Below are 20493 nucleotides of genomic sequence, written 5' to 3'. Positions count from 1 at the left end.
TCCACATGTCGATCTCTGCACTGACCCTCTACATCCTCATCTGGCCCGCGATCGTGGCCGTGGTCCTCGCCGTCATCTGCGTGGCCTTCTACAAGGAGTGGCGCGCCGCCAAGGACGAGGGGCGCCGGATCATCTGACCGGTGGGGTGCTCGACGCGCCACACTGGTGGCATGGCAGCGACGACGCGCCCCGCCGGACCGGCCGACGCCCACCTCGTCGGGCGGCTGCTCCACGACTTCAACGTCGAGTTCGACGAGGAGACGACACCGAGCGCCGCAGACTTCGCCGGGCGCTTCGAGCACCTGCTGGCCCGCGACGACGTGCTCGTGCTGCTGGCCGAGGAGGGCGCTGCGCCAACGGGTTTCGCCTACCTGACGCTGCGCCCGACGCCCTACTACGACGGGCTGCTCGGCCAGCTCGAGGAGCTCTACGTGGTGCCGGAGCTGCGCGACCAGGGCATCGGCACGGTCCTGCTCACCACCGCAGTCGAGCGCATCGTGGCGAAGGGGGCCGCTGAGCTGCACATCAACGTCGACGAGGTCGACGTGGACACGCGCCGCTTCTACGAGCGGCACGGCTTCGTCAACGTCCACCCGGGCGCCGACTACCGCATGCTCTGCTACCTGCGCGAGCTGTGACCCCGTGCGCTCGTCGGTCGCAGGCCCCGTCGCGGCGATCGCGCTGACCCTGACCGCGTGCACCAGCCCCACGCCGAAGGCCGACCGGTGGCAGCCGGTCGACCTCCCCGGGGCGGGGCGGGTGGTCACCCTGACCGGGGCGGATGACGGGCTGCTCGTCGGCCGCTACGACGACAGCGCGCAAGAGCGGGCGTCGCTCACGGTCGTCCGGCCGGACGGCAGCAGCCGCCCGGTCGCGATGGACACCCGCTGGGAGTGGGCCGGGCGGGAGGCGGAGCTGCTGTCCGTCAGCGAGCGCCAAGGGGAGGTCGTCGCCGTCGGCGGTCACCGCGCCGGCGCGCACGGCAACGTGCGCTGGACCGTGTGGAGCGGCGACCTCGACGAGGTCGTCGAGCAGCCGCAGCGGTTCGAGGTCTTCGGCGGCTGGGACGCTGGCGGGCTCACGGGCACGGCTCTCTCGCAAGCCGGTCCGGTGATCCTCGGCAGCTGGGCGGCGCGGAGCCGGCAGGGCCTCGACGTGGCCGTCTGGACCCGCGACGGCGACCGGTGGGCCCGACCGACGCGTCCGGGGACTCCTCTGGCGGCGACCGCCACCCGCCAGCCCTCCCCCGGTGCGGTCACCGACCTACCCGGCGGCGGCCTGCTGGCCGTGGGCTGGGTGACGGTGCTCGGCGACCGCATCCGTGACGAGGCGGTCCTGTGGACCGCCGCCGAGCCGGCCGGACCCTGGCGTGAGGTCTCGCTCCCTTCGACCGGGGCTGGGACCCAACGACCGATGGCGGTGGACTGCGCCGCCGACCACTGCGTCGTCGCCGGCAGCAGCGACGAGGACGTCGTCCTGTGGCGGGTCGCCCTCACCGACGACGGGCTGGCCCCGGCGCGGCCGCGGACGGTCCTGCCCGATGCCGTGCACTCGCCGGCGCCGACGATCCGGACGGCGGCCGGTGCGGTCGACACGGTCGCGCACAGCGAACCGGCGCGAGGCGAGCAACCCCGGACCACGCGGGTCGTGCGGGTGGAGGCAGGCGCCGAGGAGCTGCCGGCCACGCAGCTCCCGGGCCGGCTGGCCGCGATGGCCACCGACCCGCGCGGCGCCGTGGTCGTCGCGACGACGACCGCCGACCGCACCCGCACCTGGCGCCGCGCCCCCTGACCTCTGCATTGCCCTACGGCAATGCGGTCATGGGAGGACAGGAGGCTGCATTGCCCTACGGCAATGCGGCCTGAGGGGTCGGGAGACTGCATTGCCGTAGGGCAATGCAGAGGTTGGGCCGGGGTCAGGCGGTGGCGCCGTGGCGGCGCTGGTGGCGCAGGCCGAGGGCGGTGCCGAGCAGGACGAGAACGATGGACGCGACGAGCACGCCCTCGTAGCCGATCCACGCGGCGGCGGTGAGCGCGATGGCGGCCGCGACGAAGGAGATCGCGAGCGCGAAGGAGGTCAGCGTCGTGAAGTCGGTGCCCGCCGAGTCGGGCCGGGCGAAGTCCATGTTGATCGTGTAGACGACGACATTGGCCACGGCGTAGGCCGCCATGAAGGCGCACAGCGCGACGGTCGTCCACACGGTCGAGGTCTCGCCGAGGGCCAGCGGGAGCAGGCCGAGGGTCGCGACCGCGAGCAGCGCACCCCCGAGGACGAGCACCCGACGACGACCCCAGCGGGTGATGAGCGCACCGGCACCGAGGGCGGCGAGCACCGCCGGGGCCGAGGCGATCGCGCCCGAGACGATGCCGATCTTGGTCAGGGACCAGCCGGCGTCGACGAGCGCGGGCGAGACGATCGCGTAGCCCACGGCGGCACCGATGTAGTACAGCGGCACGACGACGAGCACCCAGCTGCGGCAACCGGGCTGGCCGAAGACGGTGAGCAGCTCGCGCAGCCCGGCCCGACGCACGAGCACCTCGCGCTCCGGCTCGCGGAAGGCGATGACGACCCCGAGGGCCGTGGCGGTGAGCAGGGCGAGCAGCAGGATCGCCGGGACCCAGCCCCACTGGTCGTACACGACGACGGCCAGACCGCCCCCGACGACGCTGCCGAGGTAGTTGCCGCCGACCTGAATGCCGTTGCCGAGCCCCCGGTCGCCGTCGCCGAGCAGGCGCACGGTGAGCGCGTCTGCGGCGATGTCCTGGGTGGCGGAGAAGACGACGAAGAGGGAGCAGATCGCGATGACCGGGCCGAGGTGGTCGGCCGGCGTGACGAAGGGGGTGAGCGCCAGGAGCGTGAGGACCAGCCCCAGCTGGAGCGGGACGAGCCACGAGCGGTAGTGGCCGAAGCGGCGGCTGCCGAAGCGGTCGACGAGCGGGGCCCAGAGGAACTTCAGCGGCCAGATGAGCCCGATCGTCTGGATCAGGCCGAGCGTGGCGAGCGAGGTGCCGCCGTCGCGGAGGATCGCGACGAGCCCGATCGTGAGGAAGCCCACACCGAGGTACTGGGTGAAGTAGAGCGCGGTGATGAGCCGAAACCGCTCTGCGCCAAGGGGTTCGGCGCCTCGGGTGACGGTCGGGGCAGTGGTGGTCACGGGGATCTTCCTCGCGCTCGTGGGCAGGCGCCCGGGTAGGGGTCATCGCGCATCGGCGGTGATGCGCAGCGCCGCGGAACTCGACGAGCGAGGGCGACGCACGGCAGTTATGTTAGGCCAGCACTACCTAAGTTAGGTATCCCTTACTTCTAGGAGCATGCTCGGTGAACCCCCACCTCCTGACGCACGAGACCGCCGACGACTACGTCCGCGGCATGGCGCGCGTGACGCAGCTCGTCGCGCAGCACCTCGCCGCGGACGCCCCTTCGACCGGGGCGACCGTCGCCGACCTCACCCCCGCCGTCGAGGGTGTCGACCTCGACCGGCCCGCCGCCGACCTCGACGCGGCGCTGGCCGAGGTGACCGACATCTACCTGCGCGACGCGATCTGGTTCCACCACCCCTCCTACGTCGCCCACCTCAACTGCCCCGTCGCCCTCCCCGCGGTGCTCGCCGAGGGCATCATCGCGGCGGTCAACACCTCGGTCGACACCTGGGACCAGAGCGCCGGCGGCACACTCGTCGAGCAGCGCCTCATCCGCTGGACCGCCGGGCGCATCGGCTTCGGCGAGGGCGCGGACGGCGTCTTCACGAGCGGCGGCACGCAGTCCAATCTCCAGGGCCTGCTCCTCGCGCGCGGCGAGGCGGTCCGTCGGGCCGGGAGCGACGCCACCCTGCGGGTGCTCGCGACCGAGCACAGCCACTTCAGCGTCATCAAGGCCGCCCGGATCATGGGCCTGCACCCGAGCGCCGTCATCGCCGTGCCGACGGACGAGACCGGCGGCATGAGCACGGCCGCCCTCGCGGCCGAGCTCGACGGCATCCGGGAGCGCGGCGAGACGGCGATGGCCGTCGTCGCGACCGCGGGGACGACCGACCTCGGGGTCATCGACCCGATCTCGACGATCGCCGACCTGGCCGCAGCGCACGGCACCTGGCTCCACGTCGACGCTGCCTACGGCGGGGGGCTGCTCACCTCCCTTCGTCGTCGTCACCTGCTCGACGGCATCGAGCACGCCGACTCGGTGACCGTCGACTTCCACAAGACCTTCTTCCAGCCGGTGAGCTCGAGCGCGATCGTCGTGCGCGACGGCGCCACGCTCGGCCACGTCACCCACCACGCCGACTACCTCAACCCGCGGACCGCGGTGACGCCCAACCAGGTCGACAAGTCGCTCCAGACCACGCGGCGCTTCGACGCGCTCAAGCTGTGGCTCACGCTGCGAGTCACCGGCGCCGATGCCGTCGGCGAGATGTTCGACGAGGTCATCGACCGCGCCCACCAGGTCTGGGACGTGCTGCGCGACGACGAGCGCTTCGAGGTCGCCGTCGAGCCCGTGCTCAGCACGGTCCTCATGCGCTACCGGCCGAAGGGAGTCGGCGTCACCGAGGCCGACTCGCTCAACCCCCGCATCCGGCACGCCCTCCTCGACGACGGCTCGGTCATGGTCGCCGGCACGACGATCGACGGTCGGGCGTGGCTGAAGTTCACCCTGCTCAACCCGCAGACCTCGCTAGCGCACCTGCGCGGGATCATCGAAACGATCGCCACCACCGGTGAGGCGCTGCGCGCTGAGGACGAACTCGACGAGCTGCGCGTCGCCGCGGGGTCTCGAGGCTCGGGCGCGGACGCCCTCGCACCTCGACCCACGATGGCGGGGGTGACGCGATGAGCGAGCACACCTACGACTTCGTCGGCATCGGCCTGGGGCCCTTCAACCTCGGCCTGGCCGCGCTGACCCACGACCTGCCCGACGTCGACGGGGTCTTCCTCGAGGCGCGGGACGAGTTCTCGTGGCACCCGGGGATGATGCTCGAGGGCGCGACGATCCAGGTGCCCTTCATGGCCGACCTGGTGACCATGGCCGACCCGACGAGCCGCTTCGGCTTCCTCAACCACCTCAAGCAGATCGGGCGGCTGTACCCCTTCTACATCCGGGAGAGCTTCTACCCCCTGCGCGCGGAGTACGACCAGTACTGCCGGTGGGTCGCCGACCAGCTCGACACGATCCGCTGGGGCCACGAGGTGACCGCCGTCGAGCGCGAGGCCGACGGCACCTACCTCGTCACGGCCCGCCTCGGCGACGGGACGGTGGCCTCCCTTCGCGCTCGTCATGTCGTGCTCGGCATCGGGACCGAGCCGACCGTGCCACCGGTCGCGGAAAGACTCGAGGGGCCGGTGACCCACTCCGGCTACTACCTCGAGCACCGAGCGGCCTTGCAGGACAAGGAGTCCGTGACGGTCATCGGCAGTGGGCAGTCCGCCGCCGAGATCTACCTCGACCTGCTCGAGGGGCTCCCCGAGCACGGCTACCACCTGACGTGGATCACCCGCTCGCCGCGCTTCTTCCCTATGGAGTACACGAAGCTCACGCTCGAGATGACCTCGCCGGAGTACGCCCGCTACTTCCGCGAGCTGCCGATGGAGCGGCGCGACGTGCTGCTGCGCGAGCAGCGCAACCTCTACAAGGGGATCAGCGGCGACCTCGTCGACCAGATCTACGACACCCTCTACCGGATCCGCGTCGAGACCGGCACGCCCGTCCCCACCACCCTGCTGACGAACAGCGAGGTGCGAGAGGCGAGCTGGGATGCGACCACGGGTCGCTACCGGCTGGGTGTGCACCACGAGGAGCAGGACGCCGCCGTCGAGGTGAGCAGCGAGGGCCTCGTCCTCGCCACCGGCTACCGCCCCCGCACCCCGCACTTCCTCGCGCCCGTCGCCGACCGGATCCGGCGCGACGCCCGCGACCGCTACGACACCGGGGCCGACTACAGCGTCGACCTCGACGGAAGGATCTTCGTGCAGAACGCCGAGGAGCACACCCACTCCGTCCTCGCCCCCGACCTGGGCATGGGCGCCTACCGCAACTCCGTGATCATCAACGCGATCACGGGGCGCGAGGTCTACCCGGTGGAGGAGCGCATCGCCTTCCAGCACTTCGGTGTCGGGGAGGTCGAGTCGCCGGTGGTGCGTGGCTTCGAGGCTTCCTTCGAGGCTCCTTCGTCGCACCTCAGGACACCGCCTTCGTCGCACCTCGACGACCGGGGGACGGCGGAGGCGGTGGCCCGATGAGCGTCTTCGCGATGATCACGCCCGTCGGGCGGGTGACGATCGAGCCGGTCGTGCCCGCCGAGCACGCCGAGCTGCTGCACGCATGGGTGACGCACCCGCGGTCCGCCTTCTGGGGGATGCAGGGGTTGACCCCCGAGCAGTCACGCGCGGCCTTCGACGAGATCGATGCCGACCCGCACCACGACGCGTGGCTCGGGCGGGTCGACGGCGTCCCGACCTTCCTCACCGAGACCTACGACCCCGGCCACTCGGTGCTCGCGACGCACTACCGCGTCGAGCCGGGACAGCTCGGCATGCACGTGCTCGTCGCTCCGACGGACACCCCGGTGCACGGGATGACCTCGCAGGTCTTCCGCGCGGTGATGCACTTCTGCTTCCGCGACCCGGCCGTCACCGAGGTCGTCGTCGAGCCGGACGTGCGCAACCACGCGATCCACACCAAGAACGCTGCGGCCGGCTTCGTCGTGGACCGCCGAATCACGTTGTCCGACAAGGAGGCCCTGCTGAGCTTCTGCACGCTCGCGGACTTCGCGAGCAGCGAGCTCGAGGGACGAAGGGAGGTGCACCCCTCCCCCGACGTCGCGCACCTCGAGCCCGAGGTCATGGCGCGGGCCCACCGGCACGTCGCCGCCAAAGCGATCGGCGAGCTGACCCACGAGCGGGTGCTCGCGCCCGAGCCGACCGCCGACGGGCGGTGGACGATCGCGGCGGGGGCGGCGACCTACACCTTCGCCGTGACCCGGCACGCGCTCGAGCACTGGCGGGTCGACCCGGCGAGCATCGAGCGCACCGTCGCGGGGCAGGCCACCGAGGTCGACGCGCTCGGCGTCGTCTCCGACCTGCACGAGGTGCTCGGCATCCCCGACCACCTGCGCTCGACCTATCTCGAGGAGCTGAGCGGCACGTTGGCGAGCCTGGCGCACAAGTGGCACCACGCGCGGCACACGAGCCGCGACCTCGTCGACGCCGACTTCCAGACGATCGAGTCCGCGATGACCGAGGGCCACCCCGCCTTCATCGCCAACAACGGTCGGATCGGCTTCTCCGCCACCGACCACGCGGCCTACTCACCCGAGGCCGGCGCCGACGTCCGCTTGGAGTGGATCGCGGTGCGGCGCAACGTCGCCCACCTCTCCTTGACCGAGGGCATGACGGAGGAGGACCTCTACGCGGGCGAGCTCGACCCTGCGGACCGGGAGCGGTTCTCCCTTCGTCTCCAGGCGAAGGGGGTCGACCCGGCGGACTACCTGCTCATGCCGGTCCACCCGTGGCAGTGGGACCACAAGCTCGCGGTGACCTTCGCCGCGGACATTGCCCGGCGCGATGTCGTGCACCTCGGGCCGACGCGGGACCGCTACCGCGCGCAGCAGTCGATCCGGACCTTCTTCAACACCGACCGTCCCGAGCGGCACTACGTCAAGACGGCGCTGGCGATCCAGAACATGGGCTTCCTGCGCGGGCTCTCGCCGAAGTACATGGAGGCGACGCCGGCGATCAACGACTGGGTGGCCGACGTCGTCGCCGGCGACCCGGAGCTCGCCGGCTGCGGCTTCCGCGTGCTGCGCGAGGTCGCGGCGATCGGCTACACCGGCGACGCCTACCACCGTCTCGGGGTGCCCAACCCGCACACCAAGATGGTGGCCGCGCTCTGGCGCGAGTCGCCCGTGCCGAAGCTCGCTGCGGGACAACGGCTCCAGTCCCTCACCGGGCTGCTGCACCGCGACGCCGAGGGCGCCGCGCTCATCACCGAGCTCATCGCGGCGAGCCCCATCGGCGCGCGCGAGTGGGTGCGGCGGATGCTGCGCGCCTACCTGCGGCCCGTCGTCCACTGCCTCGGCGTGCACGACCTGGCCTTCATGCCCCACGGCGAAAACCTCATCCTCGTGCTCGAGGACCACGTGCCCACCGGCGTCTTCATGAAGGACATCGGCGAGGAGGTCGTCGTCATGTCCGACCGTGAGCTGCCGCCCGAGGTCGAGCGCATCCGGCACGTCCTTGACCCGCAGGTGCAGTCGCTGTCGGTGCTCACCGACGTGCTCGACGGGGTGCTGCGCTTCGTCGCCGAGATCCTCGCCGACGACGAGGTGCTCACCGGTGAGGACTTCTGGGCGCTTGTCGCCGAGTGCATCGCCGAGCACGCGGCCGACCACCCTCGGGCCGCGCGGCTGGACCTGCTGCGGGAGAGCTTCGAGCACTCCTGCCTCAACCGGCTGCAGCTGCGCAACACCCTGCAGATGGTCGACCTGACCGACCCCGAGGGCTCGCTCATCCGGGTCGGCGACCTCGCCAACCCACTCCACGCACATTGCCCTACGGCAATGCACAGTCTTGACGTCGAAGGACTGCATTGCCGTAGGGCAATGCAGAGTTCTGGGGCCGGCGAAGGGGGTGTGGTCGGGTGAGCCGACGCTGGCGGGTGGAGCGGGCTGCCCGCGGCATCCCGCTCTGCTGGGGGAGACGCTCGACGACCTCGCCTACGCCCAGGGGCGCTCGGCGGCGATCGACCGGGCCTGGCAGATCGAGGTCGAGCGGCGGCGGTCCGAGGCGACCTCGGCGACGCTGCTCGGACCGTCCGACTGGGACGACTTCGCCGAGCGGGCCGACCTCGCCGGCATCGCCCGGGCCGCGGTCGCGGGTCTCGACGACGAGACGAGGGCGTGGCTGGACGCCTACGTCGCCGGGGTCAACGACGGTCTGGACGAAGGGAGCGCCCGCGCACCGGAGTTCGCCGCCACCGGCACGCAGGCGGAGCGGTGGGAGCGCTGGTCGCCGGCCGGTGTCTTCCTCGTCCAGCACGTGCTCATGGGCAACTTCGGGCACCTGCTGTGGCGCCGGCACGTCCGCCAGCAGCTCGGCGAGGACGCGCTCGACCTGCTGAGCCACGAGGGTGTGCCGCTCGGCGGCAGCAATGCCTGGGCGCTCACCGGGTCGCGCACCGCCACGGGCGCGCCGATGATCGCCGCCGACCCGCACCGCGTGCTCGAGGCCCCCGGGATCTACCAGCAGGTGCGTCTGACCACGCCCGACATCGACGTCTCCGGGCTTGCCTTCGCGGGTGTGCCGGGCCTGCCCCACTTCGGTCACGCCGGCTCGGTCGCGTGGGCAGTGACCCACGCGATGGCCGACTACCAGCACATCGCGCCTGACGCGGACCCCGTTGTCCCCCACCCGATCTCGCCCGCGCGCGTCGACGGCGACATCGGGCTGGCCACGATGCGCCGGCTGCTCCTGGCGCGGACGGTCGACGACGTCGACACCGCCCTCGACGGCTGGGTGGAGCCGGTCAACGCCGTCGTCATTGCCGGCGCCGACGGCCGGGTCCGCGAGCGCGTCGCCGGCCGCCTCGTCACCATCGAGAGTTCGCATTCCCCCGGGGGAATGCAGATTCAGGTGGGGACGCCGAGTTCGCATTCCCCCGGGGGAATGCAGATTCAGGTGGGCACGGTGGCGGCGCAGGCGGCTCGTCGGGACCTGGCGGACGGCGAGGTCGTCGTGCACGCCAACGATCGGCGCGCCTCGGTCGCGGCGCTCGGCGAGGAGTTTGCCGCGCCGCACCGAGCGCACCGGATCACCGAGCTCCTCGGCGGGCGCCCGACCTGGGACGTCGCGGGGCTCGCGGCGATCCAGACCGACACCCGGCTCGGCTCCTGGCCGACCTTCCAGACTCTCCTCGGCGGGGTCGCGGCCACCGGCCCCGCCGAGGAGCTTCGCCGACGGCTGCTCGCGTGGGACGGCCACATGGACGCGGGCAGCCACGACGCGGCCCTCTTCGCGGCCTGGCGCACCGAGCTCGTCCTCGCCGTCGCGGCCCACCCGCGGCTCGCCCCGATCCACGAACCCGCTGGTCTCGCAGCGCTCTTCGCGCCCTGGGTCGACCCGGTGGCCCGGGTCGGCGCCGGCATCGAGCGGATCGTGCACGTCGGGCCCGACTGGGGGCTGCCGCTCGACGAGCTCGCCGTACAGGCCCTCGTGCGCGTCGCGCAGGCCCCGGCCGACGACCGGACGTGGGGGGAGCGGCACCTCGCCCCCTTCGTCCGGGCGGAGCACACCGGCACTCCGCCCAGCGGGCCGCTCGGTGGCGACGGCGACTGCGTGCTGGCCACGGCCGCCGCGCCCGGCCTGAGCGACCTGTGCTGGCGCGGGCCGGCCGCCCGACTCGTGTGGTCGCTCGAGGGCCCGAGCTCGTGGGTCGTGCCGCTCGGCGCCGACGGGCCCGACGACTCACCGCACGCTCACGACCAGCACGACACCTGGCGCGCGGGCGACCTGCACACCCTGACCGACGAGGAGACGACATGACCGACCTGACCTTCCGCCCTCTTCGCCCGGAGGAGGACGCGCCCCTGGTCCACGCGTGGGTGACGCAGCCACGGGGACGCTTCTGGGGCATGGGCGACAAGAGCGTCGAGGAGGTGCGCGACATCTACGCCTTCGTCGACTCCCTCGAGGCGCACTGGGCGTGGATCGGCGAGAGCGAAGGGCGGCCGGTGGCGCTGGTGCAGACCTACGAGCCCGAGCACGACCCGGTCGCCGATGCCTACGACGTGCAACCGGGAGACGTGGGCGCGCACGCCTTCGTCGCGCCCGGCGAGGACGCGGCGACGGTCGGCGTGGGGATCTACCGGTGGCTCTTCGCCGACCCCGCGGTGCAGCGGCTCGTCGGCGAGCCCGACGCCTCCAACCGCGCGGTCCTCCACCGCGCGCAGCAGATCGGCTTCGAGCTCGGCGAGCGGGTGCGCGTGGGAGACAAGGACGCTCGCATGGTCTACCTGACCCGTGAGCGCTTCGAGTCGCTGGTGGGGGTCTGACCCGACCCCTCCGGTCGTGGACAGCGCCCGCGGCCCCCGGCAGACTCACCACATGGGGACACGCACACCCGCGATCATCGCGGTCATCATCACCATGGCCTTCGGCCTCGGCTTCGCCTTCTTCGACGAGGTGCCGCGCTGGTACCCGGTCGGCGGCGGCGTGCTCGTCGCGGCCGCGTGGGTGGCCGCGGGCATGATCAGCAACCGCAGCCCGAGGAGGGACCCATGAGCCAGCCGAGCTACTTCGCCCCGCCCCACACCGACGTCACCTACCTCTCGAGCCCGCACGTGCCGACCGTCGTGCGCCTCGCCAAGGACGTCGCGCCCGACGGGATGCCGGCGATCTTCGACGAGACCTTCACCGCCCTCGTGCCGGCCCTGGCCGAGCAGGGCATCGAGATCGCCGGCCCGGCCTTTTCGCTGCACCACCGCATGCCGGGGGCGACGATGACCTTCGAGGTCGGCATGCCCGTGGCCGCGCCGCTCGACGGGGAGCTCGAGGCGGGCGGCATCACCTTCGTCCCGTCACAGCTGCCGGCGGCCGAGGTCGCGACGATCTCGCACCTCGGCGGCTACGACGGGCTCGGCGGGGCATGGGGTGACCTCATGCAGCGAGTCGCCTCCGACGGGCGTCAGCCGGGGCTGCCCTTCTGGGAGGTCTACGTCACCGAGCCCTCCCCCGACATGGACCCGAGCACGCTGCGCACCGACTTGGTGGTTCCCTACGGCGCCTGAGCCTGGGCTTCGAGGCTTCGAGGCTCCTGCGTCGCACCTCAGCCAGCGGGGAGGCCGTCGCACCTCAGCCAGCGGGGAGGCCGTCGCACCTCAGCCAGCGGGGGCGAGCACCTCGCGCAGCGGCGTCGCCGGGTGCCCCGTGAGCGCCTCGACGTCGCCCGTCACCTCCGCGTGCTCGCCGGCCGCGACCGCGGTGTAGGTCGAGATCCAGCCGGCGACCTCCCAGTCGGGAGCGCCATAGCGGGCACGTGAGGCCCGAGCCTCGTCGAGCGTCTCGTCGACATAGCGCACCTCGCGCCCGCTCGCCTCGCCGACGATCGCCGCGATCTCGTTGAAGGACAAGGCTGCCGGTCCGGTCAGCGTGTAGGTGCGCCCTGCATGTGCTGCCGGGTCGAGGAGCACTGCGGCAGCCGCGTCGGCGATGTCGTCCTGGGCGACGACGGCGACCCGACCGTCACCTCCCGGGCCGCGGATGATCCCGTCGTCACCGACCAGCCCGGGCATGCAGTCGGCGTAGAAGCTGTCCCGCAGGAAGGTCCAGGACATGCCCGAGGCGCGGATCGCCTCCTCGGTCACCGCGTGGTCGCGGGCGAAGGTGAAGGTCGACTCCGGGCTCGCCCCCTGGAAGGACAGGTAGACCAGGTGTCGCACCCCGGCGTCCGCTGCCGCCTCGACGAAGGTCACGTGCTGCTGGGCCCGGTCGGCCGCCTCCGAGGCCGAGACCATGAAGGCCGTCTCGACACCCGCGAGGGCCGCGCGGACCGCATCACCATCGGCGAAGGGGGCCACGACCGGCGTCGCCCCCGGCAGGTCCGGTGCCCGGTCAGGGTCGCGGACGAGGAGGCGAAGGGGGACCCCCTTCGTCGCGAGGCGTGCGGCCACGCGGCCGCCGATACGGCCGGTGGCGCCGGTGAGGGCGGTTTCGAGGCTCCTTCGTCGCACCTCAACCACCGGCTAGCGGCGGTCGGACAGGGCGTAGGACGCGGCGGCCGAGGCGGCAGCGACGCCGAGGACGGCCGGCCAGGCACCGACCTTCTTGGCCAGCGGGTGGGAGGCGCCGAAGCCGCCGAGGTAGATCGCCGAGAGAACGGCGGTCGTCGCCGGGTCGGTCTTGGCCAGCCAGCTGCGGCCGGCGAAGAGGCCCGCGACGCCGAGGACGACCCCGCCGAGCGGACGGATGCCGCTCTCGCGGGCGGTGAGGTAGCCGCCGATCAGCCCGAGGGCGGCGACGGGGGCGGTCTGGACGCTCTCTGCGCTGCGAAGTGCCATGCGGACAGGCTACGACCGCCCTCGCCGGGGGTGGGATGCTGACCCCGAACGCACCCACCGACCACGGAGCAGCTGATGAGCACCGAGAAGATCGTCGTCGTCGACGGCGCCCGTACCCCGACCGGAAGCTTCGGCGGGATGTTCAAGGACACCCCGGGCTTCGAGCTCGGCGCCGAGGCCAGCCGGGTGGCGCTGCAGCGTGCCGGCGTCGCCGGTGAGGACATCTCCGAGGTCGTCATGGGCTGCATCGGCCAGGTCGGCCCCGACGCCTACAACGCGCGTCGCGTCGCCGTGACCGCCGGCCTGCCGACCAATGTCCCGGCCTACACGGTCAACCGCCTGTGCGGCTCGGGCCTGCAGGCGATCTGGTCCGCCGCGATGGAGATGCGGTGGAACGACCTCGACTTCACCCTCGCCGGCGGCGACGAGTCGATGACCCGGATGCCCTTCTACGACTTCGGTGCCCGCAGTGGCTACAAGCTCGGCAACCGCCAGCTGCAGGACGGCACCGTCCTCATGCTCACCGACCCCTTCCACGACATCCACATGGGCGTCACGGCGGAGAACGTGGCGAAGAAGTACGGCGTCTCCCGCGAGGAGCAGGACGAGTTCGCCCTCGAGTCGCAGCGCCGCGCCGCCACCCCCGAGGCGCAGGCGGCCTTCGCCGAGGAGATCACCCCCTTCGAGGTCGGTGGCCGCAAGCCCTTCACCGCCGACAAGGACGAGCACCCCAAGCCCGACACCACGCTCGAGACCCTGACCAAGCTGCGCCCGGCCTTCGCCAAGGACGGCACGGTCACCGCCGGCAATGCCTCCGGCATCAACGACGGCGCCGCCTCGGTCGTCCTCGGCCGGGAGTCCGCCGTCGCCGAGCGCGGCCTCACCGGTCTCGTCAGCCTCGAGGCCGTCGCCACCGCGGCGATGGAGCCGGAGCTCATGGGCTATGCGCCGACGCACGCGCTGCGGGCCCTCTTCGACAAGACGGGGACCTCCCCTTCGGACATCGGCTCCATCGAGCTCAACGAGGCCTTCGCCTCGCAGGCCGTGGCGGTCATCCGCGACACCGAGCTCGACCCCGCTCGGGTCAACCCCTACGGCGGCGCCATCGCCCTGGGGCACCCCGTCGGCGCGACCGGCGCGATCCTCACCCTGCGCCTGGCCAAGGACATGGTCCGCCGTGACCTCGAGCTCGGCATCGTCACGATGTGCATCGGTGGCGGTCAGGCTCTCGCCGCGATGTTCCGGCGGATCTGATGGCGGCCGTCGAGTACACCGTCGCCGACGGGGTCGCCCACATCGAGCTCAACCGACCGGAGTCGGCCAATTCCCTCGACCTGGCGCTCGGCATCGGCCTGCGCGAGGCCGCCGAGCGGGCTGCCGAGGACGAAGGGGTGCGCGCCGTCGTCCTCAGCGGTGCCGGCAAGCGCTTCTGCGGGGGCGGCGACATCGCCTCCTTCGCCGACTCGCAGGACACCGCCGCGGACCTCTACGATCTCGCCGTCGCGGGGGACGCGGCCGTGGCCGCGCTCGAGGCGCTCGCCAAGCCGGTGGCCGTCGCCGTCCACGGTGCCGTCGCCGGCGCCGGGCTGGGCATCATGCTCTCCGGGGACGTCGTCATCGCGGCCGAGGGCACGAAGTTCGTCGTCGCCTACCCCAAGATCGGGCTCAACCCCGACTGCGGCACCTCGACCCTGCTGCCGCTGGCGATGGGGCGGCAGCGGGCGCTCGCCTTCGCGCTGCGTGACCAGCCGCTGTCGGCCGACGAGGCCCGTGAGCAGGGCCTGGTCGCCGAGATCGCGGCCGACCCGCTCGCCCGGGCCCACGAGCTCGCGGCCGTCTGGGCCGCCGGACCGGCCGGTGCCTACGGCCAGACCCGACGACTGCTGCGCGCCGGCTCCCTTCGCCCTCGTGAGGACAGCGGTCGGGACGAGGCGGAGACGATCCGCGCGCGAGCCTCTCTGCCCGAGACGCAGGCGCTCTTCGACGCCTTCCTCGGGCGCTGAGGGCCGAAGGGGGCATCACGCCCCCTGAATCGAAGAAGAAGCGCCCGGATCGCCGGGCGCTTCTTCTTCGAATGTGGTGAAGACGGCGGCTCAGGCCGTGGTCGCCGGCTCCTCGACGGCCGGGCGACGGCGGGTGAGGTCGGCGCACGCCTCGCAGGTCTCCTCGGGGATGACGCCCAGGCGCATGAGGTGACCGAAGGCCCAGCAGCCGGCGCAGAAGCCGAGCGCGGCCTCGAGGGTCGCGAAGACGACGAGCACGCCGAGCACGACCCCCGCTGCGGTGTGCAGGCCGAGGCCGAGGGCGAGGACCGCTGCGGTCGTCGAGAAGGCCAGGCCGATGCCCTGGGCGAAGCGCTTCGGCGGCCCCGGGGTGAGCACCGGCTCGCCGAGGCGAGGCGCCACGACCCGCATCGCCAGCCAGCCGAGCGGGCTGAGCCGGGGCCCGGCGAGCACCCGACCGAGGAACCCCAGCGCGAGCGGCACGAGCAGCCACCACCAGCCGGTCACGAGCGTCAGCACGCTGATCGCGACGACACCGGTGGCGACCGTGCGCGCCGCCTTGTCGTTGACCGGGTTGGGGAAGGTGAAGAAGGCCATGCGTCCAATCATAAGCCTGCGTTTGGGTATTCATAACGTCATGTGATGTGTGCGTGCTGGCACGATGAACCGTCATGGACTCCGTGACGCGCGTGCTGACCGTCGTCGACCTCAACGGTGGCGCCAACGGCCCCCGGTCGATGTCCGTGTCCGCTCTCCACCTGGCCGTCCTCGACGACGGCAGCCGGCGGGTCCTGCTCGCCGACCGTGGCTGGACCACCCAGGGCCCCGACGACCTCTGGCGGCACACGACCGTCGAGGAGATCGCCGAGACGGCTGTGACCGTGGTCGGCCCGGACGAGCCCGGCGAAGACCTCACGGCTGACGACATGGCGCAGGCCCATTGGGAGTACCTGGCGGAGCACCTGCGGAGGCAGGGAGTGGCTGCTCGCGCGGCCGAGCTCAGCCGGCTCCAGCACGACGTCGAGCTGAGCCAGCGCCTGAGAGCGCGACTCGGGCGGCCGTAGGCTGCTGACCATGGACGGCGGCACCCGAGCGGCACAGGCCCTGGTCGACAGCGGCATCGAGCACACGATCACCCGGCACGGCATGGTCCGCTCCCTCGAGGAGGCGGCCGCGGCCCGCGGGGTCGAGCCGCGCGACATCATCAAGACCCTCGTCGTGCGAAGGGGGGAGGGCGACCACCTCTTCGTCCTCGTCCCGGGCGACCGGCAGATCTCCTGGCCCAAGCTGCGGGCGCTGCTGTCGGTCAACCGAATCTCCTTGCCCGACAAGGAGATCGCCCGCGAGGTGACCGGCTACGAGCGGGGGACGATCACCCCCTTCGGCTCGCTGCGGGCCCTGCCCGTCGTCGCCGACGAGACCGTCGCCGGCCGCACCGTCTCGATCGGCGCCGGCGCCCACGGCGTCGCCGCCACCCTCGACGCCGACGCCATGCTCGCCCACCTCGACGCCACCGTCGCCGACGTCACCGACCCCGCCTGACGCGCGCCCCCTGCGGGTGAAATACACAGCGCGTGAGCGATCACGCGCCGTGTATTTCACTGAGGACCGGCCTGACGCGACGGCCTCGCGGAGCGGACGCAAGCGAGGAGTCGCTGCCGAGAGGGACCGACACTCAGCGAGGAGCCATGCGCAGCGAGCCGTCCATGCGGATGACCTCGCCGTTGAGGTAGTCGTGGTCGATGATCGACAGCGCCAGCTGGGCGTACTCCTCGGGGCGGGCGAGGCGCTGCGGGAAGGGAACTCCCTTGGCCAGGCCCTCGCGGAACTCCTCGGAGACGGTCGCGAGCATCGGGGTCTCGACGATGCCGGGGGCGATGGTCATGACGCGGATGCCGTGCTGGGCGAGGTCGCGGGCGGCGGGCAGGGTGAGGCCGACGATGCCGCCCTTGCTCGAGGAGTAGGCGGCCTGGCCGACCTGGCCGTCGTAGGCGGCGATCGAGGCGGTGTTGATGATGACGCCGCGGGCGCCGTGCTCGAGGGCCTCGGTCTGGGAGATCTTCTCGGCGGCGAGGGTCAGCACGTTGAAGGAGCCGATGAGGTTGACCTGGATGATCTTGGCGTAGAGGCCGAGGTCGTGCGGACCCTTCTTGCCGAGGATGCGCATCGACGGGCCGATGCCGGCGCAGTTGACGACCGTGCGCAGCGGGACGCCGGCACCAGCGGCGGTGTCGACCGCGGCCTGGACCTGCTCGGGGTCGGTGACATCGACGGCGACGTACTCGATGCCGTCGACCTGCGGGGCCCCCTCGATGGCGGCCGGCAGGTCGAAGGCGAAGACGCGCGCGCCGCCCGCGACGAGCGCTGCGGCGGTCGCGGCGCCGAGACCCGAGGCTCCTCCGGTGACGATGGCGGCGGTGTCGGTGATCTGCACGGTGCTCTCCTCGAAGGGGGACGGTGTCCGGGTGTCGGGCCGAGCCTAGCCAGTGGCCGATCGCCGGTTACGGTGCCCGCATGAGTGAGCTCCCTCCGGAGGAATCCAAGACCCCTTCCCCCGGCGACTTCCCCGCCGCGGTGCGCAACCCGCGCGAGGTCCTGCTCTTCGGCATCACCCCACCCCGCGCCGAGACCGCGCCCGATCGGATCAGCGAGATCGCCGCGCGGACCCTCGCCCGCGTCGAGGCCCTGCCGGTCGACGCCCTCGTCCTCTACGACATCACCGACGAGGCCGACCGCAACGCCGCCCCCCGCCCCTTCCCCTTCGCCTCGATGCTCGACCCGGGCGACTACCTCGACCGCCAGCTCGCGGACTGGGATCGGCCGGCGATCGTCTACCGGGCCGTCGGCAAGTACCGCGAGGACGAGCTCGCCACCTGGCTGCAGGCCGCGCCCGACAACGTCCTGACGGTCTTCGTCGGCAGCTCGAGCAGCGATGCCGAGGTGCGCACGACGCTGCCGCGCGCGCTCGAGCTGCACCGCGAGGTGCGGCCGAGCCTGCCGCTGGGTGGCGTGACGATCCCCGAGCGCCACTCGAGTCGCGGCGACGAGCACGAGCGCCTCCTGCGCAAGCAGCACGGGGGCGCCGGCTTCTTCATCAGCCAGATCGTCTACGACATCGGCGCGGCCAAGAACCTCGCCTCCGACTACCGCTATGCCGTCGTCGAGGACGAGCTCGACCCGGCGCCGCTGATCTTCACGCTGTCGCTTTGCGGGTCGGACAAGACGCTGAGCTTCCTCGAGTGGCTCGGCGTGCGGGTGCCCAGCTGGGTGCGCAACGAGATCGTCCACGCCGACGACCCGCTGAAGTGGTCCCGCCAGCACGCGCTCAACGCGGCCCGCGAGCTCACCGACTTCTGCCGCTACCTCGGCATCCCCTTCGGCTTCAACATCGAGTCCGTCTCCAGCCGACGGGTCGAGATCGAGGCCGCCGAGGAGCTGACCCACGAGGTCGCCGCGCTGCTCGAACGGGACTGACCGAGGGCCCGGACGGCAACTGAGCAAGAGAAGCTGCCCCTTCGCAAGGGTTTGAAACCCTTGCGAAGGGGCAGTTTCTCGGGTCACCCGGAAATCTCGAGGCCTACGGGAATGCATCGTCACCCCCTGCCGCTAGACTAGTTGAGGATTCAACAAACTGGAGGCGGCAATGCAGTTCGGACTCTTCTCCGTCGGCGACGTGACGATGGACCCCACGACCGGTCGCACGCCGAGCGAGGGTGAGCGGATCCACGCGATGACCCAGATCGCGCTCAAGGCCGAGGAGGTCGGGCTCGACGTCTTCGCCACGGGTGAGCACCACAACCCGCCCTTCGTCCCCTCCGCGCCGACGACCCACCTCGCCTACATCGCCGCCAAGACCGAGCACCTCAAGCTCTCGACCGCGACGACGCTCATCACGACGACCGACCCGGTGCGCATCGCCGAGGACTACGCCTTCCTCCAGCACCTGTCGGACGGGCGCGTCGACCTGATGATGGGCCGCGGCAACACCGGCCCGGTCTACCCGTGGTTCGGCAAGGACATCCGCCAGGGCATCCCGCTGGCGATCGAGAACTACCACCTGCTCCGCCGCCTGTGGCGCGAGCAGAACGTCACCTGGAAGGGCCAGTTCCGCACGCCGCTGCAGGGCTTCACCGCCACCCCTGCGCCACTGGACGGCGTCGCCCCCTTCGTCTGGCACGGCTCGATCCGGTCCACCGAGATCGCCGAGCAGGCCGCCTTCTACGGCGACGGGTTCTTCCACAACAACATCTTCTGGAACATCGAGCACACCGCCCAGATGGTCGGCCTCTACCGGCAGCGCTTCGAGCGCTACGGCCACGGCGACGCCAGCCAAGCGATCGTCGGGCTCGGCGGACAGGCCTTCATGGCCGACAGCGAGGCCGAGGCCAAGCGGGTCTTCCGGCCGTACTTCGACAACGCGCCGGTCTACGGGCACGGGCCCTCGCTCGAGGACTTCACCCGCCAGACGCCGCTGACCGTCGGCACGCCCGAGATGGTCATCGAGCGCACCCTCTCCTTCGCCGACCACGTCGGTGACTACCAGCGCCAGCTCTTCCTCATGGACCACGCCGGCCTGCCGCTCGAGATGGCCCTCGAGCAGGTCGAGATCCTCGGCCGCGAGGTCGTGCCGGTGCTGCGAAGGGAGTTCGAGGCACGCCGCCCCGAGGGCGTGCCGAGCGAGCCGCCGACCCACGCGTCGCTGGTGGCCGAGGGGCCCGACAGCCCGCACCGTAAGGTCGTCACCAGCCCGGTCGCCATCGCCGAGCAGGAGGCGGCGGCGCAGCGCGAGGAGGTCGCCACCCGATGAGCAGGTCCGTCGTCGTCATCACCGCTGGGCTCTCGTCGCCCTCGAGCACCCGGCTGCTCGCCGACCAGCTCGCCGACGCCACGCGCGCTGCCGTGGGCGGGCGCGGCGAGTCGGTCGACGTCGAGTTCGTCGAGCTGCGCGAGCTGGCCGTCGAGATGGCCCAGACGATGGTCTCGGGCAACCGGCCGACGCCCGGCCTGGAGACCGTCCAGGCCAAGGTCGTCGCCGCCGACGGCTTGATCGCCGTCACGCCCGTCTTCACCGCGAGCTACTCCGGCCTCTTCAAGACCTTCGTCGACCTGCTCGACAAGGACGCGCTCATCGGCAAGCCGGTGCTCATCGCGGCCACCGCCGGCACGCCCCGGCACAGCCTCGTGCTCGAGCACGCGATGCGCCCGCTCTTCGCCTACCTGCGCGCGGTCGTCGTGCCGACCGCGGTCTTCGCCGCGACCGAGGACTTCGGTGGCGACGCCGACCTCGAGCGGCGAATGCACCGCGCGGCGGGCGAGCTCGCCGCCCTGGTCGTCGCCGAGCGCACCGGCGTCGCCGGCTTCGCGCCCACGGGTGACGAGGCGAGCGGCACGCTCGGTCCGGTGACCGACTTCAGCCAGCTGCTGCGCGGGCACGACGGGAGCTGACCT

General features: G+C 72.0%; 22 protein-coding genes. 17 read left to right on the top strand and 5 right to left on the bottom strand.

What is annotated here, in order from left to right:
• Positions 1-5: 5 nt before the first annotated feature.
• Genes NYE39_RS11695 through NYE39_RS11685 form a run of 3 tightly spaced genes read left to right on the top strand, consistent with a single transcriptional unit; the run spans position 6 to position 1791 of the window.
• Positions 6-137 (top strand): putative transporter small subunit, encoded by a 132-nt coding sequence (locus tag NYE39_RS11695; protein ID WP_226282847.1) that lies wholly within the window; start codon positions 6-8, stop codon positions 135-137.
• A 33-nt stretch (positions 138-170) separates the two neighbouring features.
• Positions 171-638, top strand: coding sequence for a GNAT family N-acetyltransferase (locus tag NYE39_RS11690; protein ID WP_341012775.1), 468 nt, complete (start codon positions 171-173; stop codon positions 636-638).
• A 4-nt stretch (positions 639-642) separates the two neighbouring features.
• Positions 643-1791: a hypothetical protein gene (locus NYE39_RS11685; RefSeq protein WP_341012773.1), complete on the top strand. Its 1149-nt coding sequence runs from the start codon at positions 643-645 to the stop codon at positions 1789-1791.
• Between the two features lie 124 nt (positions 1792-1915).
• Here NYE39_RS11685 and NYE39_RS11680 read toward each other — a convergent pair whose 3' ends face one another.
• Positions 1916-3154 (bottom strand): MFS transporter, encoded by a 1239-nt coding sequence (locus NYE39_RS11680; protein WP_341012772.1) that lies wholly within the window; start codon positions 3152-3154, stop codon positions 1916-1918.
• 164 nt (positions 3155-3318) lie between these two features.
• Here NYE39_RS11680 and NYE39_RS11675 point away from each other — a divergent pair, with 164 nt between their 5' ends.
• The 7 genes from NYE39_RS11675 to NYE39_RS11645 are packed head-to-tail and all read left to right on the top strand — an operon-like array spanning position 3319 to position 11773.
• On the top strand, positions 3319-4827 hold the full coding sequence (locus NYE39_RS11675; protein ID WP_341012771.1) for a pyridoxal phosphate-dependent decarboxylase family protein: 1509 nt from the start codon (positions 3319-3321) through the stop codon (positions 4825-4827).
• Positions 4824-6230, top strand: coding sequence for a lysine N(6)-hydroxylase/L-ornithine N(5)-oxygenase family protein (locus NYE39_RS11670; RefSeq protein WP_341012770.1), 1407 nt, complete (start codon positions 4824-4826; stop codon positions 6228-6230). The genes NYE39_RS11675 and NYE39_RS11670 overlap by 4 nt, the downstream gene beginning before the upstream one ends.
• Complete coding sequence (locus NYE39_RS11665) at positions 6227-8632, top strand: GNAT family N-acetyltransferase (RefSeq protein ID WP_341012769.1); 2406 nt, start codon at positions 6227-6229, stop codon at positions 8630-8632. The genes NYE39_RS11670 and NYE39_RS11665 overlap by 4 nt, the downstream gene beginning before the upstream one ends.
• Positions 8619-10529, top strand: coding sequence for a penicillin acylase family protein (locus NYE39_RS11660; protein WP_341012768.1), 1911 nt, complete (start codon positions 8619-8621; stop codon positions 10527-10529). The genes NYE39_RS11665 and NYE39_RS11660 overlap by 14 nt, the downstream gene beginning before the upstream one ends.
• Complete coding sequence (locus NYE39_RS11655) at positions 10526-11038, top strand: GNAT family N-acetyltransferase (RefSeq protein WP_341012767.1); 513 nt, start codon at positions 10526-10528, stop codon at positions 11036-11038. The genes NYE39_RS11660 and NYE39_RS11655 overlap by 4 nt, the downstream gene beginning before the upstream one ends.
• Positions 11039-11090: 52 nt before the next feature.
• A complete protein-coding gene (locus NYE39_RS11650) occupies positions 11091-11267 on the top strand; it encodes a hypothetical protein (RefSeq protein WP_341012766.1) in 177 nt (58 codons plus the stop codon).
• Positions 11264-11773 (top strand): GyrI-like domain-containing protein, encoded by a 510-nt coding sequence (locus NYE39_RS11645; protein WP_192911258.1) that lies wholly within the window; start codon positions 11264-11266, stop codon positions 11771-11773. Before NYE39_RS11650 ends, NYE39_RS11645 begins: the two co-directional genes overlap by 4 nt.
• A 90-nt stretch (positions 11774-11863) precedes the next feature.
• On the opposite strand, the gene NYE39_RS11640 is transcribed toward NYE39_RS11645, so the two are convergent.
• Together NYE39_RS11640 and NYE39_RS11635 are read right to left on the bottom strand one after the other, a co-directional pair.
• A complete protein-coding gene (locus tag NYE39_RS11640; protein ID WP_341012765.1) occupies positions 11864-12715 on the bottom strand; it encodes an SDR family oxidoreductase in 852 nt (283 codons plus the stop codon).
• A 12-nt stretch (positions 12716-12727) separates the two neighbouring features.
• Positions 12728-13042, bottom strand: coding sequence for a hypothetical protein (locus tag NYE39_RS11635; RefSeq protein ID WP_072623394.1), 315 nt, complete (start codon positions 13040-13042; stop codon positions 12728-12730).
• 75 nt (positions 13043-13117) lie between these two features.
• Here NYE39_RS11635 and NYE39_RS11630 point away from each other — a divergent pair, with 75 nt between their 5' ends.
• Together NYE39_RS11630 and NYE39_RS11625 are read left to right on the top strand one after the other, a co-directional pair.
• Positions 13118-14296: a thiolase family protein gene (locus tag NYE39_RS11630; RefSeq protein ID WP_205703082.1), complete on the top strand. Its 1179-nt coding sequence runs from the start codon at positions 13118-13120 to the stop codon at positions 14294-14296.
• A complete protein-coding gene (locus tag NYE39_RS11625) occupies positions 14296-15045 on the top strand; it encodes an enoyl-CoA hydratase/isomerase family protein (protein ID WP_341012764.1) in 750 nt (249 codons plus the stop codon). The genes NYE39_RS11630 and NYE39_RS11625 overlap by 1 nt, the downstream gene beginning before the upstream one ends.
• Before the next feature lie 90 nt (positions 15046-15135).
• On the opposite strand, the gene NYE39_RS11620 is transcribed toward NYE39_RS11625, so the two are convergent.
• Positions 15136-15642, bottom strand: coding sequence for a DUF4395 domain-containing protein (locus NYE39_RS11620; protein WP_341012763.1), 507 nt, complete (start codon positions 15640-15642; stop codon positions 15136-15138).
• Positions 15643-15716: 74 nt separating this feature from the next.
• Here NYE39_RS11620 and NYE39_RS11615 point away from each other — a divergent pair, with 74 nt between their 5' ends.
• Positions 15717-16109, top strand: coding sequence for a hypothetical protein (locus NYE39_RS11615; protein ID WP_341012762.1), 393 nt, complete (start codon positions 15717-15719; stop codon positions 16107-16109).
• A gap of 10 nt (positions 16110-16119) precedes the next feature.
• Complete coding sequence (locus NYE39_RS11610; RefSeq protein WP_341012761.1) at positions 16120-16587, top strand: aminoacyl-tRNA deacylase; 468 nt, start codon at positions 16120-16122, stop codon at positions 16585-16587.
• A 133-nt stretch (positions 16588-16720) separates the two neighbouring features.
• On the opposite strand, the gene NYE39_RS11605 is transcribed toward NYE39_RS11610, so the two are convergent.
• Entirely contained in the window at positions 16721-17479 is a 759-nt protein-coding gene (locus NYE39_RS11605; protein ID WP_072623388.1) for an SDR family NAD(P)-dependent oxidoreductase, read from the bottom strand.
• Between the two features lie 80 nt (positions 17480-17559).
• Between NYE39_RS11605 and NYE39_RS11600 the strand changes: the two genes are divergently transcribed.
• The 3 genes from NYE39_RS11600 (at position 17560) to NYE39_RS11590 (ending at position 20490) form a co-directional block, all read left to right on the top strand.
• On the top strand, positions 17560-18519 hold the full coding sequence (locus NYE39_RS11600) for a 5,10-methylenetetrahydrofolate reductase (protein ID WP_226282841.1): 960 nt from the start codon (positions 17560-17562) through the stop codon (positions 18517-18519).
• Positions 18520-18688: 169 nt separating this feature from the next.
• Positions 18689-19852 carry an LLM class flavin-dependent oxidoreductase gene (locus NYE39_RS11595; protein WP_341012760.1) on the top strand — a complete coding sequence of 388 codons (1164 nt, stop codon included), beginning with the start codon at positions 18689-18691 and terminating at the stop codon, positions 19850-19852.
• The gene (locus NYE39_RS11590; RefSeq protein WP_341012759.1) at positions 19849-20490 is read left to right on the top strand and encodes an FMN reductase; all 642 of its coding nucleotides are present in this window, start codon (positions 19849-19851) and stop codon (positions 20488-20490) included. Before NYE39_RS11595 ends, NYE39_RS11590 begins: the two co-directional genes overlap by 4 nt.
• The last annotated feature ends 3 nt before the right edge of the window (positions 20491-20493 follow it).

The sequence above is a fragment of the Janibacter sp. FSL W8-0316 genome (genome assembly GCF_038004165.1).
GTDB lineage: Bacteria > Actinomycetota > Actinomycetes > Actinomycetales > Dermatophilaceae > Janibacter > Janibacter indicus.
Note: the sequence above shows the minus strand (reverse complement) of the source record. Positions and strands in the feature narration are given on the sequence as shown.